This window comes from Paractinoplanes lichenicola, from assembly GCF_016785085.1.
Classification (GTDB): Bacteria; Actinomycetota; Actinomycetes; order Mycobacteriales; family Micromonosporaceae; genus Actinoplanes; species Actinoplanes lichenicola.
In genome coordinates this window covers 162,826-177,498 of the sequence record NZ_JAENHO010000006.1, presented here as the reverse complement: position 1 = coordinate 177,498, position 14,673 = coordinate 162,826, and the positions used below count along the sequence as shown (strand labels likewise).

The window sequence follows — 14,673 nt, the reverse complement described above, 5'->3', positions numbered from 1 at the left end:
CATGGAGGACCTCGTCCAGGACACCACCTTCCGCGGCCGCGACTGGGCCCTGGAAGAGGTCGTCGGTGCCCGGTACGAGGACTGCGCGTTCCACGACGTCGACTGGTCGGAGGCGCGGCTCACCGGCTGCGTCTTCACCAACTGCACCTTCGGCAACGTCCGGTTCAACGCGGCCGTCCTGGAACGGGTGGCGATCATGCAGTCGACGCTGCAGCGCTGCTCGTTCTTCGACGCCGAGCTGACCGACTGCAAGCTGACCGGCTCGCAGTTCATCGACTGCGGGCTGCGCCCTCTTCGCGTTACCGGCGGCGACTGGGGCTTCGTCTCGCTGAGCGGACAGAATCTGACCGGCGCCGCGCTGGGCGGACTACGGTTGCGGGAGGCCGACCTGATGGGCGCCGACCTCTCGCGGGCCGACCTGCGCGACGCCGACCTGTCCCATGCCCGGCTCACCGACGCCATCCTCAAGGGCGCCGACCTGCGGGGTGCCGACCTCGACGGGGTCGAGCTGCGCGGAGTCGACCTCACCGGCGCCACCATCGACATCGGCCAGGCAGTGCGGTTCGCCACCGCACACGGCGCGACAGTGGCTTAACTCGCGTTGAGGCGACCGGCCGGTAATACGCCGTTAACCGACTGATACGGTCCGAAAAAATGCGGCCGAGACTGGGAGTGGAAGTGCTATGGGCAAGAAGGTAACCGTCGTAGGTGCCGGTTTCTACGGCTCGACGACCGCGCAGCGCCTGGCCGAGTACGACATCTTCGAGACCGTGGTGCTCACCGACATCATCGACGGCAAGCCCGCGGGCCTGGCCCTCGACATGAACCAGTCCCGCCCGATCGAGGGCTTCGAGACCAAGATCGTCGGCGTCACCACGGGCGTCAACGGCGAGGGCTACGAGGCCATCGAGGGCTCCGACGTCGTCGTCGTGACCGCCGGCCTGCCCCGCAAGCCGGGCATGAGCCGCATGGACCTGCTCGAGGTCAACGCCAAGATCGTCCGCCAGGTCGCCGAGAACATCGCCAAGTACGCCCCCAACGCCGTCGTCATCGTGGTGTCGAACCCGGTCGACGAGATGACCGCGCTGGCCCAGCTGGCCACGCAGTTCCCCAAGAACAGGGTCTTCGGCCAGGCCGGCGTGCTCGACACCGCCCGCTTCACCAACTCGATCGCCGAGACGCTCGGCGTGCCGGTCAAGAGCGTCAAGGCGCTCACGCTCGGCTCGCACGGCGACACCATGGTCCCGGTCCCGTCGCGCTGCACCGTCGACGGCAAGCCGCTGTCCGACCTGCTCCCGGCCGACAAGATCGAGGAGCTCGTCGTCCGCACCCGCAACGGTGGCGCCGAGGTCGTCGCGCTGCTCAAGACCGGCTCGGCGTACTACGCGCCCTCCGCCGCGGCCGCCCGCATGGCCAAGGCCGTCGTCGAGGACTCCGGCGCCGTGCTGCCGGTCTGCGCCTGGGTCGAGGGCGAGTACGGCATCTCCGGCGTCTACCTGGGTGTCGAGGCCCAGATCGGCGCCGAGGGCATCAAGAAGGTCGTCGAGGACAAGCTCACCGACACCGAGATCGCCGGCCTCAAGGAGGCCGCGGAAGCCGTCCGCGCCAAGCAGGCGGACGTCGCGAACCTCTGATCGTCTGCGTTGGGTCAAGCCGGGATCTTCGGGTTCCGGCTTTTCTCATGTACGCGACGTGTCAGTCCCCAACCGCACCACTCCCGTTCCGGGCTCTTCGCGCCTGTCCACTCACGCTCATGAGATCGCAAGGGCCCGGAATGCCTCCCCCAGGTGCGAAACAGCGACGGTGGCCCCGCGCCTGCGCGCCTCGCTCAGGGCCGTGATTCGTGAGCGGCCGGCCTCGTCCGGGTTCATGTCGCTGGCGTACGGGAGCTCGGGGTTGGTCAGCTGGATGGCGTGGACCAGCAGGTCGCCGGTGATGAGCAGGCTGTCGCCGCCGGATTCGACCCACACCGACTGGTGACCAGGGGTGTGGCCGGGCGTCGGCACCACCCGTACGCCGTCGGCCAGCACCCGCTCGCCCGCGATCGCCTCCAGCCGCCCGGCCGCCCGCAGTGGCTCGACGAGCAGGTCGTACTGCCCCGCCTGCTCGCGATTGGCGGCGTACGCGTCGATGTCGGCCTGTTGCATCACGACGCGGGCCTCGGTGAACGGCGAGTCGCGGGGCACCGCCCACCCCATGTGGTCGTTGTGCAGATGCGTGAGCACGATGGCCGACACCTCGCCGGGGGCGATGCCCGCCTCGGCCAGCGCGTCGGGCAGCCGCCCCGGCACCGGCGCCCAGTCGGCGGCCAGCGACCCGGCCGGCCCGATGCCCGCGTCGACCAGGATCACCGGGCCGGTCCCCACCCGTACGGCATAGCTCCGGAATCTCAGCAGCCACTCGCCGCCGGGCGTGCGGGCGGCGGGATCGAGCGCGTCGGCCGCCGCCCACTGCTCGGGTGTCGCCGTCGGGAACGCCCGCGAGCGTGGCTCGAAGAACGGCCCGGCCGCGTCCTCGACGGCGATGACAGAGATGGATTCGACCCCGTGAATCGACATGGGCGCCATTCTGGCCGACGCGGGGACACCCTGGGCCGTTGTCCACAGTTGGAAGTTATCCACAGGGTGCCCCGTGAAGATCGCCGGATTCCGGAATGATGGAAGTAGGGTGGTGGCCCCCCTGGTCGGGCGGGTTGGGCCTAGTTGAACCTAGTTAGGGCTGGTCATCTTCGACCGCGAAGGCGGGGGCGCGCAGCGTGGCGACGGCGGGCGGGGTGGCTTCGGCGGAGACCGACGCGATGCCGGGACGGCCGCTCTCCACCACAAAGGTTGCCGCCGTCCGCACCGTGGCCGTCGGCGCCCACACGGTGTCAACCAGGCGCAGCCGGCTCACCATCTCGCTGCGGGTCACGTCGCAGACCACGTAGCCGCGCTGGTTGTCGATGTAACGCCAGTGCGGGCTCTCGGCCATGATCGGGTCGTACGTGGCGTGGAACGAGGCGGTGTTCGCGTTGCCGCCCGAGGTGATCGACGTGCCGGTGAGCTCGGCGCCGACGATCGGGGTGCTGACGTCGTCGAAGTCGGGCCGCAGGTCGCTGATCCACGTGCAGTGCCGGTCGCCGGTGAGCACGACGGGGTTGTCGACCCGCCCGCTGCCGAAGTATTCGAGCAGCCGTTTGCGCTGCACGCGGTAGCCGTCCCAGTTGTCGAAGTCGAACGTCTGCGTGGGCCCGGCCGTACGGTCGTTCTGGGCCCACATGACCTGGTTGGCCAGCAGGTTCCAGTTCGACCCGGAGCGCCGCAGGCCGTCGACCAGCCACTTCTCCTGCTGAGCGCCGGTCATCGTCAAGGACGGGCTCTGTGCGTCGGCCAGGGTGGCCGGCTGGTCGCTGCGGTACTGCCGGGTGTCGAGCACGTGCACGCTGGCCAGCGAGCCGAACCGGAACCGGCGGTAGAGCTGCATGTCGAGCCCGCGCGGCAGCGACGACCGGCGCAGCGGCATGTGCTCGTAGTAGGCCTGAAAGGCGGCAATGCGGCGAGCGCGAAAAGACGAAGGCGTCTGCAGGTCGGGATCCTGCGGGATCTCGTCGGCCCAGTTGTTGTCGACCTCGTGGTCGTCGAAGGTGACGATCCACGGGAAGGCGGCGTGCGCGGCCTGCAGGTCGGCGTCGGTCTTGTACTGCGCGTGCCGGTTGCGATATTGCGCCAGCGTCGTCGGCTCGCCGGTGCCCTCGTGCTGCCGGGCCGCCGCCGGGTTGGTCGGACCCTCGTAGATGTAGTCGCCGAGGAACGCCACGAAGGCGAGGTCCTCGGCCGCCAGGTGCTGGTAGGCGGTGTAGAACCCGGCCTGGTAGTCCTGGCAGCTGGCGAAGGCGAACCGCAGCGTACGGGGGCGGGCCGACGACGCCGGGGCGGTGCGGGTGCGGCCGACGGGGCTGAGCTGCCCGGCGATCCGGAAGCGGTAGAAGTAGACCGAGTCGGCCCGCAGCCCGCGCACGTCGACGTGCACCGAGTGGCCCAGTTCGGGGCGGGCCACTGCGGTTCCCGTACGGCGGTGCCGGGTGAAACGGTCGTTGTCGGCGATCTCCCATTGCACCGTCACGGGGCGATCGGGCATGCCCCCGCCGGCCAGCGGGTCGGGCGCGAGGCGGGTCCACAGCACCACGGAATCGGGCAGCGGGTCGCCGGAGGCCACCCCCAGCCGGAACACGTCGGCCGGGACGGGCGCGCTCGTCTGCGCGTACCCGCCCTCGGGGTTGAGCAGCATCGGGGCCCCGACCGCGGCCGCGCCGCCCGTCAGGAGCACTCGTCGGCTGAGCTTCGATTCTCTGAACAGAGACATTCTTCGATGCGACCGCGTTTCGGTCACAACGTGCCGACAAGCGGCCAAACTGGTGTTGGCGATCCGGACAACACCGCGACGGGGTCGCCGCGCAAACACGAAGAGTCCTGCAGTACGCTCGTACTGCTAAGCACGGTTTTCGGGAGAGGAGCGCCGGCCGCATGGCGAAAATCAAGGTCACAAACCCGGTCGTGGAGCTCGACGGCGACGAGATGACCCGGATCATCTGGAAGCAGATCCGGGAGCAGCTGATCCTGCCCTACCTGGACGTCCCGCTCGAGTACTACGACCTCTCGATCCAGTATCGCGACGAGACCGACGACCAGGTGACGATCGACGCGGCCAACGCCATCAAGCAGCACGGCGTCGGCGTCAAGTGCGCCACGATCACGCCGGACGAGGCCCGCGTCGAGGAGTTCGGCCTCAAGAAGATGTGGCGGTCGCCCAACGGCACCATCCGCAACATCCTCGGCGGCGTCGTCTTCCGCGAGCCGATCATCATGCAGAACGTGCCGCGGCTGGTGCCGGGCTGGACCAAGCCGATCATCATCGGCCGCCACGCCCACGGCGACCAGTACAAGGCGACCGACTTCGTGGTGCCCAGCGCGGGCAAGCTGACCGTCACGTTCACCCCCGAGGACGGCTCGGCGCCGATGGAGTTCCACGTCGCCGACTACCCGGGCGGCGGCGTCGCGATGGCGATGTACAACTACGACGAGTCGATCCGCGACTTCGCGCGCGCCTCGTTCCGGTACGGCCTGGCCCGCAACTACCCGGTCTACCTGTCGACGAAGAACACGATCCTCAAGGCGTACGACGGTCGCTTCAAGGACCTGTTCGCCGAGGTCTTCGAGAGCGAGTTCGCCGAGGAGTTCAAGGCGAAGGGCCTCACCTACGAGCACCGGCTGATCGACGACATGGTCGCGGCCGCGATGAAGTGGGAGGGCGGCTACGTCTGGGCCTGCAAGAACTACGACGGTGACGTGCAGTCCGACACCGTGGCCCAGGGCTTCGGCTCGCTCGGCCTGATGACCTCCGTGCTGATGACGCCCGACGGCAAGACCGTCGAGGCCGAGGCCGCGCACGGCACGGTCACCCGGCACTACCGCCAGTGGCAGAAGGGCGAGAAGACGTCGACGAACCCGATCGCGTCGATCTTCGCCTGGACCGGCGGCCTCAAGCACCGCGGCGTGCTCGACGGCACCCCCGCGGTGACCGAGTTCGCCGAGACGCTCGAAAAGGTCTGCGTCGAGACGGTCGAGGGCGGCCAGATGACCAAGGACCTCGCGCTGCTGATCGCGCGGGACGCCCCGTGGCTGTCGACCGACGAGTTCATGAACGCGCTCGACGAGAACCTGGCGCGCAAGCTCGCCGCCTGATCGTTCTCACCGTCACCGGGCCGTCGGGGTTTCCCCGGCGGCCCGGTTTTGGCTCTCAAGCATGCGAAGAAACGCATGTTTGAATCCGTAACCGATGGTTGAACGCCTCGTTCTTCATGCAGAACGGATGACGGTCGCGACGCCGAGGGGTCGCCCACCGGTCCGGCCGCCTTGTCCCGGGCGCCGACCGGTTCCCTCGAGCCCGCGCCCGGCGTGGGCGCCCGCACGTGCCTGCCGTCCCTTCCCTGCGGGGGGTCCTGTCCCGGGCCCCCCGCCCCTCTATCCACAGCCCTGTGGATAACTTGCGCCTCGCTCCCCATGGCAGCCTTAGGATCGCCTCCGTTCGGGCGACTCGCGTCCGGCATGTACCATGGGAGGTACGAGATGTTGTACGACATGGGAGGCGCCGTGAAGGTGCTCACGATCTCCGACGTTCGGAAGAACTTCGCTGCCGTAGTCGACGCGGTCATCGACGATGCCGAGGAATGCGTGATTCCTCGAGGCGGTGGCAAAGCCGTCGTCATGGTCTCGCTGGACGAGTGGAACGCGATGAAGGAGACGCTGCACGTTCTGGGGTCGCCCGCGAATGCTCGCCGTCTGCTGGAGAGCATCGCCCAGGCCGACGCGGGTGTTATGGAGGAACACCCGCTCGTTGATCCGAACTCCCCGACCACTCCGGGGAGCCGGGAAGCGGCGTGACCCTGCGCATCGTTTTCACGCCTAGCGCCTGGCGCGAATACGACGCCTGGCTCCGTCGCGATATGAGGACGGCACGCCGCATCAGCAAGTTGCTCCTCGATGTTCAGCGCGGGGAACCGGCATCGGCAAGCCGGAGCTGCTCAGGGGAGCCTTGGCTGGCTGGTGCTCACGTCGCATCGATGAGGAGCATCGGCTGGTCTATCGGATTCGTGGCGGCGATCTGGAGGTCGCTGCCTGTTACGGCCACTACTAGCTCGCGCAGGCAACGCAGTTTGTGGCGAACGGCCGGATCTCCAGGCGCTCAGCCGGAATCGCGGCGCCGCACACTTCGCACATGCCGTACGTGCCGGCGTCCAGTCGGGCGAGGGCCTCGTTGACCGCCGTCAGTTGGGTGCGGGCGGCGGTCAGGACTGAGGTCAGCTGGGCGCGTTCGTAGGCGATCGTGGCGCCCTCGGGGTCGTGTTCGTCGTCGGCGTTGTCGGCCCGGGAGGCCTCGAACAAGGCGTGCAGGTCGGCGTCCAGCGTGGCGATCTCGAGCTCCGCGGAAGCGCGCAAACGGTTCAGGGCGGAGCGGTGGTCCATCAGAGCTCGCGCAGCAGTTGGGCGGCCTTCTCGGGCACGATGTCGTTGATGAAGACGCCCATCGCCGATTCGGAGCCGGCCAGGTATTTGAGCTTGTCGGCCGCGCGGCGGATGCTGAACAGCTGCAGGTGCAAGTAGCCGAGCTCGCGGCCCTCGCCGACGACCGCCTGGTGCCAGGCCGAGATGTAGGGCATCGGCTTGCCGAACAGGCCGTCGAAGCGGCGCAGCACGTCGAGGTAGAGCGGCCCGAACGCGTCACGCTCGGCGTCGGACAGGGCAGGGATGTCGGCCACCTTGCGGTGCGGGGCCAGCTGCACCTCGAACGGCCAGCGCGCGGCGGCAGGCACGTACGCCGTCCAGTGCTCGTTGGCCGCGACGACCCGGGTGCCGTCGGCGCGTTCGGCCGCCAGCACGTCGGTGTAGAGGTCATTGCCCGTACGAGCCAGGTAGGCCCGGGCGGCGGTCAGCATCGCGCGGGTGCGCGGCGGCACGGTCGGGTACGCGTAGATCTGGCCGTGCGGGTGGTGCAGCGTCACGCCGATCTCGACGCCCCGGTTCTCGAAGGGGAAGACCTGCGCCACGCCGTCCAATTGCGACAGCGCGGCGGTCCGGTCGGCCAGGGCGTCGACCACCGTGCGTACGCGGGAAGGGGTCAGGGCGCCGAACGCGCTGTTGTGGTCGCTGGTGAAGCACACGACCTCGCACCGCCCGAGCCCGGGACGCACCGGCGCCATCGGCGTGACCTCGGTGATCTCGTCGGGCAGCACGCGGTCGCTGAACGACGGGAACTGGTTTTCGAAGACGACCACGTCGTAGTCGGGCGCCGGGATCTCGCTGGCGAACCGGGCGGTCGTCGGACACAGTGGACAGGCGTCGCTCGGCGGCAGGAACGTGCGCGTCTGCCGGTGCGCGGCCACGGCCACCCACTCGTCGACCAGCGCGTCGTAGCGCAGCTGCGAAGTCGGCGGCGGAGGCGGGAGCTGCCGGGTGTCGGCGTGGCCGGCCCGGTGGGACTGTGCCTCCTCGTTGAAGTAGATGAGCTCGCGCCCGTCGGCCAGCCGGATCGCCGTACGGCTCTTGAAAGTCACTGGGAGCTCACAACCACGAGGTCGGGGACCGTCTCGGACAGCAGGGCGCGGGCGGCTTCGTCCAGCCCGTCGTCGGTGATCAGCACGTCGGCCCGCTCGAGCGGGACGATCGAGGAGATGCCCACCGTGCCCCACTTGGTGTGGTCGGCCAGCACGACGAGCCGCTCGGCCGCCTCGACCAGGGCGCGGTTGACGTCGGCTTCCATCAGGTTGGGCGTGGTGTAGCCGGCCCGCTCGCTCATCCCGTGCACGCCGAGGAACAGCATGTCGAGGTGGAGCGTGCCGATCGCGGCCACCGCCACCGGGCCGACGAGGGCGTCCGAGGGCGTACGGGTGCCGCCGGTCAGCACCACGGTCTGGTCGGGGCGACCGGCGCGGTAGAAGATGTCGGCGACCGGGATCGAGTTGGTCACCACGGTCAGCGAGGGGACGTCGACCAGGCGCTGCGCGAGGCCGGCGGTGGTCGTGCCCGCGGAGAGCGCGATCGCGTCGCCGGGGGAGACCAGCGCGGCGGCCCGCATGGCCATGGCGGCCTTCTCCGTACGCTGGCGCACGCTCTTGGCCGCGAAGCCGGGCTCGTGAGCCGAGCCCGGGCTGACCGTCGTCGCTCCACCGTGTACCTTCGCCAGCAGGCCACGATCGGCCAGTGACTCGAGGTCGCGGCGGATGGTCATGTCGGAGACGCCGTATTCGGCGGCGAGCTCGCTGACCCGGACGCCGCCGGCGGCCCGGACCCGGTCGAGAATGGCTGCTTGGCGCTGCTGGGCAAGCATCAGCGCACCTCCGCCGGGAACCGCACTAAATCGAACACGCCCGAACACTACCTGGCGTGGGGGCATGAGCGAAAGGGTGAGTTAAATACCTCGCCCGCGCTTGTGCAGTGCGGAGAGAACGTTCTCAACCTTCACTGCCCCGGTCATCGCCGCAAGAGCAATCGCCGTACGAGGTTCTTTCCAGTTCGCCCGTACGGCCTCCTTGCTGAACTGCCACGCCTGACTGCGGTTGCCGGTCGCCGCCGACCAGCAGGCCAGCTGCCCGTAGACGCGGGCCGCGCCGGGCTTGCAGCCGCTGATCTCCGGGTGCCGTTGCATCATCCAGCGCAGCGAGCTGATCTTGGTGGCGTACTCGTAGGCGTAGTGCGACGTGCGACCCCACAGGACCCGTACGAGGGGCTCGTCGAGATGCACGATGGGCACCCGGCGGGCGGCGCGCAGCAGCAGGTCCCAGTCCTCGTTCTGACTGCCCGGGGCGTCCTCGGCGACCAGCCCGATCGCCTCCGGGACGAGCGCCGAGCGGCGGATCAGGAACGACGACGAGTGCAGCATCGCCATCCGGGAGCGGGCCAGCTCGTCCACCGTGACGCGGCTGCGCCCGGCCAGCCGCGGTGTGCACTTCCCCTCGTACTCGACCTCGATCGCACACGTGGCGAACTCGGCGTCCGGCTCGGCCAGCACCGCGGCCACCTGGCGCCGCAGCTTGTCGGGCTGCCACACGTCGTCGTCGTCGCAGAACGCCACGAACTCGGTGTCGAGCGCGAGGATCCCGGTGTTGCGCGCCCCGGCCAGCCCTGACGTCCGCCAGTTGGTCAGCACCAGCACCTGTACGCCCTCGGCCGAGGCGAGCAGGTAGTCCGGCTCGGTCTGGTCGTAGACCACCATGACCTTGATCTCGCCCGGGTAGTGCTGGTCGCGCACCGACGCGATCGCCTTGCGCACCAGCTCGGGGCGGTTGCGGGTCGGGATGACGACCCCCACGGACGGCCAGTTCATCGGGTCTCCTCCGGCAGTGAGAGCGGATATCCGTACGCGCGCAGCATGGGTGCGCAGACCGTGCCGACCAGGCGCCGCTGGTTGCGGGGCAGCGAACGCTTCCAGGCGTCGTCGCGGCGCAACGGCAGCCGCCCGACGGTGAAGCGCATCGGGTTGCCGGCGGCGCTGTGCCCGACCCGCAGGTCGGCGAAGCCGTCGCCGACGAAGTTGAGGTCCTCGGGCATCAGGCGCAGGCCCGCGAAGTCGCCGATCGCCGACAGCCGCGATCGCGGGTCTTGGAGGAACTCCTCGTAGCGCAGCCGATGCATCGACACCCCTCGCTTTCCGAGCAGTCCGAAGGCGGCGTTGTGAGCGTTCCACAACAGCGCCGACCGTCCGGGGGAGTAGCGCGTCATCTCGTCCGCGCCGTCCGTCTCGGGCCGCGACACCTTCTTGGTCCACGAGTACGCCACCCCGCGCGCGTCCCGGACGACGTGCACCACGCGCAGGTCGATCTCGGGCGCCCAGCGCAGCACGTGGGCCAGCGCGGAGTGCTTCGACGAGTCGACGACGACCCGCGCCCCGGACACCTCGGCGGCCGCCTTGTAGACCCGGGCATAGAAATGCGCGTACTCGCGCACCTCGTCGGACGCCTCGACCGCGGCCGCCAGGCGGGGGATGTGCCGGGTGCGCTCGACGGCGTCGCGCAGCTCGTGCACCCGGTCGACGTCCACGTTGTGCCAGCCGCCGAACGCGTACTGCCCGACCCGCCTCCAGAACGTGCAGGCCGAGAACCGGGCCCCGCAGCCGCAGCGCTCGTCGTCGCGGATGTCGCGCTGCCAGAGGTGCACCACCTCGCCCAGCGCGCAGACTCCGGGCAGCTCGCCTAGCAGGCGTTCGACGAGTGTTGTCCCACTTCGCCCTAATCCACCCAGAAAAAGCACCCGTGCCACTTTGGCCCACCTTCGCTCGTTTCGCTCCTATAACGAGCCAACAACCGCGAAGGAGGCGTTGCGTGTCAGTCGAGGCTTTCGACCGCGTCGAGCTGGACGGAACCGGCATCGATCGGATCACCGAGGCCGAGGTCGTGGCCGTGGTGCGGGACGCCCTCGCCCACGGCCGGGGCGGACGGATCCTCACCCCGAACGTCGACATCCTGCGCCGGGCGCAGCGCGACGACGAGTGCCGGCGGCACCTCGACGACGCCGACCTGATCGTCGCCGACGGCATGCCCCTCGTCTGGGCGAGCCGGCTGAGCGGCGCCCCGCTGCCCGAGCGGGTGGCCGGCAGCAGCCTGATCTGGTCGCTGTCGGCGGGGCTGGGCCTCGACAACCGCTCGATCTTCGTGCTCGGCGGCACCCCGGCGGCCGACGACGCGACGGCGGACGGCGCGACCCGGGCCGCCGACCGGCTGCTGGCCGACTGCCCCGGGCTGCGCCTGGCCGGCACGGCGTGCCCGCCGTTCGGCTTCGACCGCGACCCCCTCACGTACGAGGATTTCTGTGCGAAGGTCGTCGACGCGCGCCCGGACCTGGTCTTCGTCGGGCTCGGCTATCCCAAGCAGGAGCGCTTCATCTCACGGCTGCGCCCCGACCTGCCGCAGGCCTGGTTCATCGGCTGCGGCGCCGCGGTCAACTTCGTGGCCGGCGACGTCGAGCGCGCGCCCCGCTGGATGCAGCGCACCGGCCTGGAATGGGCGCACCGGCTCGGCACAGAGCCCCGCCGGCTGGCCGGGCGCTACCTGCGCCACGACGCCCCGTACGCGCTGCGGTTGCTCGCCCAGGCGCCCGCTCAGCGCGCCAGGGCCCGCTGAACCCGCTGCGCCAGCGGCCCGATCTCGGCCGGCCCGTATCCGAGGTGGACGAGGAACCCCGTGGCCAGCATCGCCCCGTTGTGCAGGTGCAGCGGCGTGAAGTCGCAGACCAGGTCGTACCGCGAGCACAGGCTGAACACCGCGGGCCAGGCCGGCAAGGGCGTGCGGCGGGCCCGGAGGGTTCCCGCGTACGTCTGGGCAATGCCCCGGCCCTCGGGTGCGGCGCTGCCGAGACGAACGGCCCGGTCACCCGGCGTACGGTCCCCGTCGGCCATCAACGCGACGGCCACAATGTGCTCGAGGGTGGCCGGCCGGGCCCGCTGCAGCACACGGTGGATCACCATGGCCCCCTGCGAGAACCCGGACAGCACGAGCCGTTCGTCCGGGCAGTCCCGCGTGCGCTGCTCCAAGAGCCTTTCCAGGGCCCGTACGCCCCGGCCCACGCTCCGCAGATAGTCGGCCCGTCCACTCCCCGGCTTGACGAACGTGCTGACCGGCGACGCCCGATAGGGCAACGGATAGGCAGTGATCTCCTCCGGCCCGTCGATCAGCGCGCGGAACAGGTCAAGATTCTCGTTACCCATCCCGACGTTCTGCCCCGACCCCCGCACCCCGACGAAGAGCACGTCCCCACACGCGGGCGACTCCACCGCAAGCGCCTCCGGCGCCGTCACCCCCAGTCCAGCCAGGAGAAGAGCGGCGACCCCCAGGGCGGGTGTAATCCTGCGCGAAACGGCCATCGGGTTTGTTCTAGCAGTGCGCGGAGGCGTGGCGATGGACAACGCTGTGGACAGCCGCGGAATCGCCGGTTGGGGTTGTGGACAATCCGGCCCCGCCGGCTTGACATCGGCGTAGCGTGCCCGCCGAATCCCCCGTGGCGGGTGGGGGTTAGGGATGGCCGTACACAACAAAACGTACGTACGGTTTAGGATGGGCGGCATGCGATTCGAGCGGCTTCATCACGTGCAGATGCTGTGTCCGCCCGGGGGAGAAGAGCAGGCGCGGGCGTTTTACGCGGGCGTTCTCGGGCTCGACGAGGTGGAGAAGCCGCCCGTGCTCAAGGCGCGCGGCGGTGCCTGGTTCCGCGGCGGCGGCTGGGAGGTGCACGTCAGCCCGGTGCCCGGCTTCGTCCCCCAGCGAAAGGCTCATCCCGGCGTCCTGGTCGACGACCTCGATGCCCTGGCCGCGACGCTGGAGGCCGCCGGTCGCCCGGTGCAGTGGGATCCCCACTTCCCGGGCCACCGGCGGTTCTACTCGCAGGACGATCACGGCAACCGGCTCGAGTTCCTGGAGCCGGTCACGGCGTGAAGTACGGGTCCTTCGCCATCTGGTGGAACTCCTTGAAGGCGGGCTTGTCCCCGGTCAGCTGGAACTGCTTTGTCGGGCCGTTGCCCTCGGGGTCGGACTCGAAGTAGGCGATCGCCTTGATCTGCGGGTTCGCCTTGAAGGTGCGCCGGGCGTCCTTGAGCCACGCGGCCCGGCCGGCCGAGCCCCAGGCCTTGGCCACGCCGAACTCGCCGATGACGATCGGCTTGGGGCGCGGGGCGGCCCAGGCCAGGAACGGGGCCATCAGATCGCCGATGGGCTCGAACTTCTCGCCCGCGTAGACGTCGACGCACGTCCAGTCGACCTGGTCGTCGCCGGGATAGAAGGCGGGTGCGTCGCCGCGCATGAAGCCTTCGGCGGTCGGGCACCACACCCACGACACGTTGGTCGCCCGTTCCTGCGCGAAGATCGCCCGTACGTATTTCCACGCCGCGATGTAGTCCTCGCCCGACCACATGGTCGCCCGCAGGTTGGGCCGGTCCATCTCCCAGCGCATCCGCAGCAACACCGGCACCCCGAGCTTCCGTACGGCCTTGGCCTGCTTGCGGATCAGGTCGTCGTGCTCGCCGTCCAGGATGGACCGGTTGTCGCCGGTGGCCCAGCTGACCATCAGCGTCGCCCCGCGGGCCAGGAACTCCTGGTCCGACGGCGTGCCGACCATCTGCTCGAAGCGCCGGTACGTGTTCACGATCTTCAACGGGCGGCCCAGGTCGGACTGCAGGCTGTCGACGGCGGCCAGCCGGCCCACGTGGGTCAGCGCGTCCGGCTTGATCCACGCCCCGAAGAGCGCCCCGCGGTCGGGTGCGGCGACCGGGCCCGACTCGAAGGGGCCCTTGTTCACCGCCACCGGCGCCGGTGCGCTCGTCAGATCCGGGGCGGGTGGCGTCGGCGGAGCCTCTTTGCGCGAGGAGCAGCCGGCCAGAACGAGCGCCAGCACCAGGCAGAGAGCAGCTACCTTACGCATGGACGCGCCGGGCCGTGTAGAGGACGTTGACCGCGTACGCGTCGCTGCCGGGAAGCCGGCGCACGGCGGCGTCGGCGGCCCGCGCGACCGGGTTGCCGTGCAGCGACGGCGTGATCATCGAGAAGCCGCGCCGCTCGATGATGACGAAGCCGTGCCGGTCGAGCAGCGTCGCGACCTGTTCGTGGGACAGCTCGGCGAACCAGCGCTCGCCCTGGTGCCGGCGGGCCCGCAGGTGCCGCACCGAGCCGGCGTTGCCGTGGTTCTCGACGACCAGGACGCCTGAGTCGGCGGTGGGCAGGGCCTTGGCGGCGAAGGCGAGCGCCCGGTCGCGTACGGTCTCGTCGACGTTGAGCAGCAGCCGGAACATCGTCACGATGGCCGGGAAGCCGGCCGGCACCGGGTGCGGCACGGGCCCGTCCGGCGCCACCTGGTGCCAGTTCGCCCGCGACCCGACCTCGGCCGCCTTGGCCATCATCTCGGCCGACGTGTCGTAGCCGTGGGCCTCGCGCACCAGGCCGTGCAGCGTACGGATGGCCCGGCCGGTGCCGCAGGCGAAGTCGTGCTGCACGGGGGCGAGCTCGCCGAACTCGCGCCGCACCAGCGTGCGCAGGTAGTCCTGCTGCCGTTCGTTGATCTGCGAGGCGTAGCTGTCCGGCGCGTACGTGATGGTCTCGTACTTCTCGACGGCATCGGTGTCCTGGAACACCTTGGTGTAGTCGGTGGTCAACTCGTC

General features: G+C 69.9%; 17 protein-coding genes. 7 read left to right on the top strand and 10 right to left on the bottom strand.

Annotated features, from left to right (window positions below):
• Position 1 precedes the first annotated feature (1 nt).
• Positions 2 to 595 carry a pentapeptide repeat-containing protein gene (locus JKJ07_RS21860; RefSeq protein ID WP_202993585.1) on the top strand — a complete coding sequence of 198 codons (594 nt, stop codon included), beginning with the start codon at positions 2 to 4 and terminating at the stop codon, positions 593 to 595.
• An 88-nt stretch (positions 596 to 683) separates the two neighbouring features.
• Positions 684 to 1,634 carry a malate dehydrogenase gene (gene mdh, locus JKJ07_RS21855; RefSeq protein ID WP_202993584.1) on the top strand — a complete coding sequence of 317 codons (951 nt, stop codon included), beginning with the start codon at positions 684 to 686 and terminating at the stop codon, positions 1,632 to 1,634.
• Between the two features lie 117 nt (positions 1,635 to 1,751).
• Here the strand turns inward: mdh and JKJ07_RS21850 are convergent, their stop codons facing one another.
• Positions 1,752 to 2,558: an MBL fold metallo-hydrolase gene (locus JKJ07_RS21850; protein ID WP_236029668.1), complete on the bottom strand. Its 807-nt coding sequence runs from the start codon at positions 2,556 to 2,558 to the stop codon at positions 1,752 to 1,754.
• 154 nt (positions 2,559 to 2,712) lie between these two features.
• Positions 2,713 to 4,341 carry an alkaline phosphatase D family protein gene (locus tag JKJ07_RS21845; protein ID WP_202993583.1) on the bottom strand — a complete coding sequence of 543 codons (1,629 nt, stop codon included), beginning with the start codon at positions 4,339 to 4,341 and terminating at the stop codon, positions 2,713 to 2,715.
• A gap of 161 nt (positions 4,342 to 4,502) precedes the next feature.
• Between JKJ07_RS21845 and JKJ07_RS21840 the strand changes: the two genes are divergently transcribed.
• The 3 genes from JKJ07_RS21840 (at position 4,503) to JKJ07_RS50005 (ending at position 6,672) form a co-directional block, all read left to right on the top strand.
• Positions 4,503 to 5,720 (top strand): NADP-dependent isocitrate dehydrogenase, encoded by a 1,218-nt coding sequence (locus tag JKJ07_RS21840; protein WP_202993582.1) that lies wholly within the window; start codon positions 4,503 to 4,505, stop codon positions 5,718 to 5,720.
• A gap of 384 nt (positions 5,721 to 6,104) precedes the next feature.
• Positions 6,105 to 6,419, top strand: coding sequence for a type II toxin-antitoxin system Phd/YefM family antitoxin (locus JKJ07_RS21835; RefSeq protein ID WP_202993581.1), 315 nt, complete (start codon positions 6,105 to 6,107; stop codon positions 6,417 to 6,419).
• 151 nt (positions 6,420 to 6,570) lie between these two features.
• Complete coding sequence (locus JKJ07_RS50005; protein WP_236029667.1) at positions 6,571 to 6,672, top strand: type II toxin-antitoxin system YoeB family toxin; 102 nt, start codon at positions 6,571 to 6,573, stop codon at positions 6,670 to 6,672.
• Here JKJ07_RS50005 and JKJ07_RS21825 read toward each other — a convergent pair.
• The 5 genes from JKJ07_RS21825 to JKJ07_RS21805 all read right to left on the bottom strand — a co-directional run bounded on the left by JKJ07_RS21825 (position 6,669) and on the right by JKJ07_RS21805 (position 10,790).
• Positions 6,669 to 7,001, bottom strand: coding sequence for a TraR/DksA family transcriptional regulator (locus JKJ07_RS21825; RefSeq protein WP_202993580.1), 333 nt, complete (start codon positions 6,999 to 7,001; stop codon positions 6,669 to 6,671). The genes JKJ07_RS50005 and JKJ07_RS21825 overlap by 4 nt on opposite strands.
• A complete protein-coding gene (gene galT / locus JKJ07_RS21820; protein ID WP_202993579.1) occupies positions 7,001 to 8,089 on the bottom strand; it encodes a galactose-1-phosphate uridylyltransferase in 1,089 nt (362 codons plus the stop codon). The genes JKJ07_RS21825 and galT overlap by 1 nt, the downstream gene beginning before the upstream one ends.
• Entirely contained in the window at positions 8,086 to 8,862 is a 777-nt protein-coding gene (locus JKJ07_RS21815; protein ID WP_202993578.1) for a DeoR/GlpR family DNA-binding transcription regulator, read from the bottom strand. The genes galT and JKJ07_RS21815 overlap by 4 nt, the downstream gene beginning before the upstream one ends.
• A gap of 81 nt (positions 8,863 to 8,943) precedes the next feature.
• Entirely contained in the window at positions 8,944 to 9,858 is a 915-nt protein-coding gene (locus JKJ07_RS21810) for a glycosyltransferase family A protein (RefSeq protein ID WP_202993577.1), read from the bottom strand.
• The gene (locus tag JKJ07_RS21805; RefSeq protein WP_202993576.1) at positions 9,855 to 10,790 is read right to left on the bottom strand and encodes a sulfotransferase; all 936 of its coding nucleotides are present in this window, start codon (positions 10,788 to 10,790) and stop codon (positions 9,855 to 9,857) included. The genes JKJ07_RS21810 and JKJ07_RS21805 overlap by 4 nt, the downstream gene beginning before the upstream one ends.
• Positions 10,791 to 10,852: 62 nt before the next feature.
• Here JKJ07_RS21805 and JKJ07_RS21800 point away from each other — a divergent pair, with 62 nt between their 5' ends.
• A complete protein-coding gene (locus tag JKJ07_RS21800; protein ID WP_202993575.1) occupies positions 10,853 to 11,650 on the top strand; it encodes a WecB/TagA/CpsF family glycosyltransferase in 798 nt (265 codons plus the stop codon).
• Here the strand turns inward: JKJ07_RS21800 and JKJ07_RS21795 are convergent.
• Positions 11,629 to 12,300, bottom strand: coding sequence for a cutinase family protein (locus JKJ07_RS21795; RefSeq protein ID WP_202993574.1), 672 nt, complete (start codon positions 12,298 to 12,300; stop codon positions 11,629 to 11,631). The two genes, JKJ07_RS21800 and JKJ07_RS21795, sit on opposite strands and share 22 nt — an antisense overlap.
• Before the next feature lie 289 nt (positions 12,301 to 12,589).
• Here JKJ07_RS21795 and JKJ07_RS21790 point away from each other — a divergent pair, with 289 nt between their 5' ends.
• The gene (locus JKJ07_RS21790; protein ID WP_202993573.1) at positions 12,590 to 12,958 is read left to right on the top strand and encodes a VOC family protein; all 369 of its coding nucleotides are present in this window, start codon (positions 12,590 to 12,592) and stop codon (positions 12,956 to 12,958) included.
• Here the strand turns inward: JKJ07_RS21790 and JKJ07_RS21785 are convergent.
• Positions 12,948 to 13,940: a glycosyl hydrolase gene (locus tag JKJ07_RS21785; RefSeq protein ID WP_202993572.1), complete on the bottom strand. Its 993-nt coding sequence runs from the start codon at positions 13,938 to 13,940 to the stop codon at positions 12,948 to 12,950. The genes JKJ07_RS21790 and JKJ07_RS21785 overlap by 11 nt on opposite strands.
• Complete coding sequence (locus JKJ07_RS21780) at positions 13,933 to 14,667, bottom strand: class I SAM-dependent methyltransferase (RefSeq protein WP_202993571.1); 735 nt, start codon at positions 14,665 to 14,667, stop codon at positions 13,933 to 13,935. Before JKJ07_RS21780 ends, JKJ07_RS21785 begins: the two co-directional genes overlap by 8 nt.
• Positions 14,668 to 14,673: the final 6 nt, after the last annotated feature.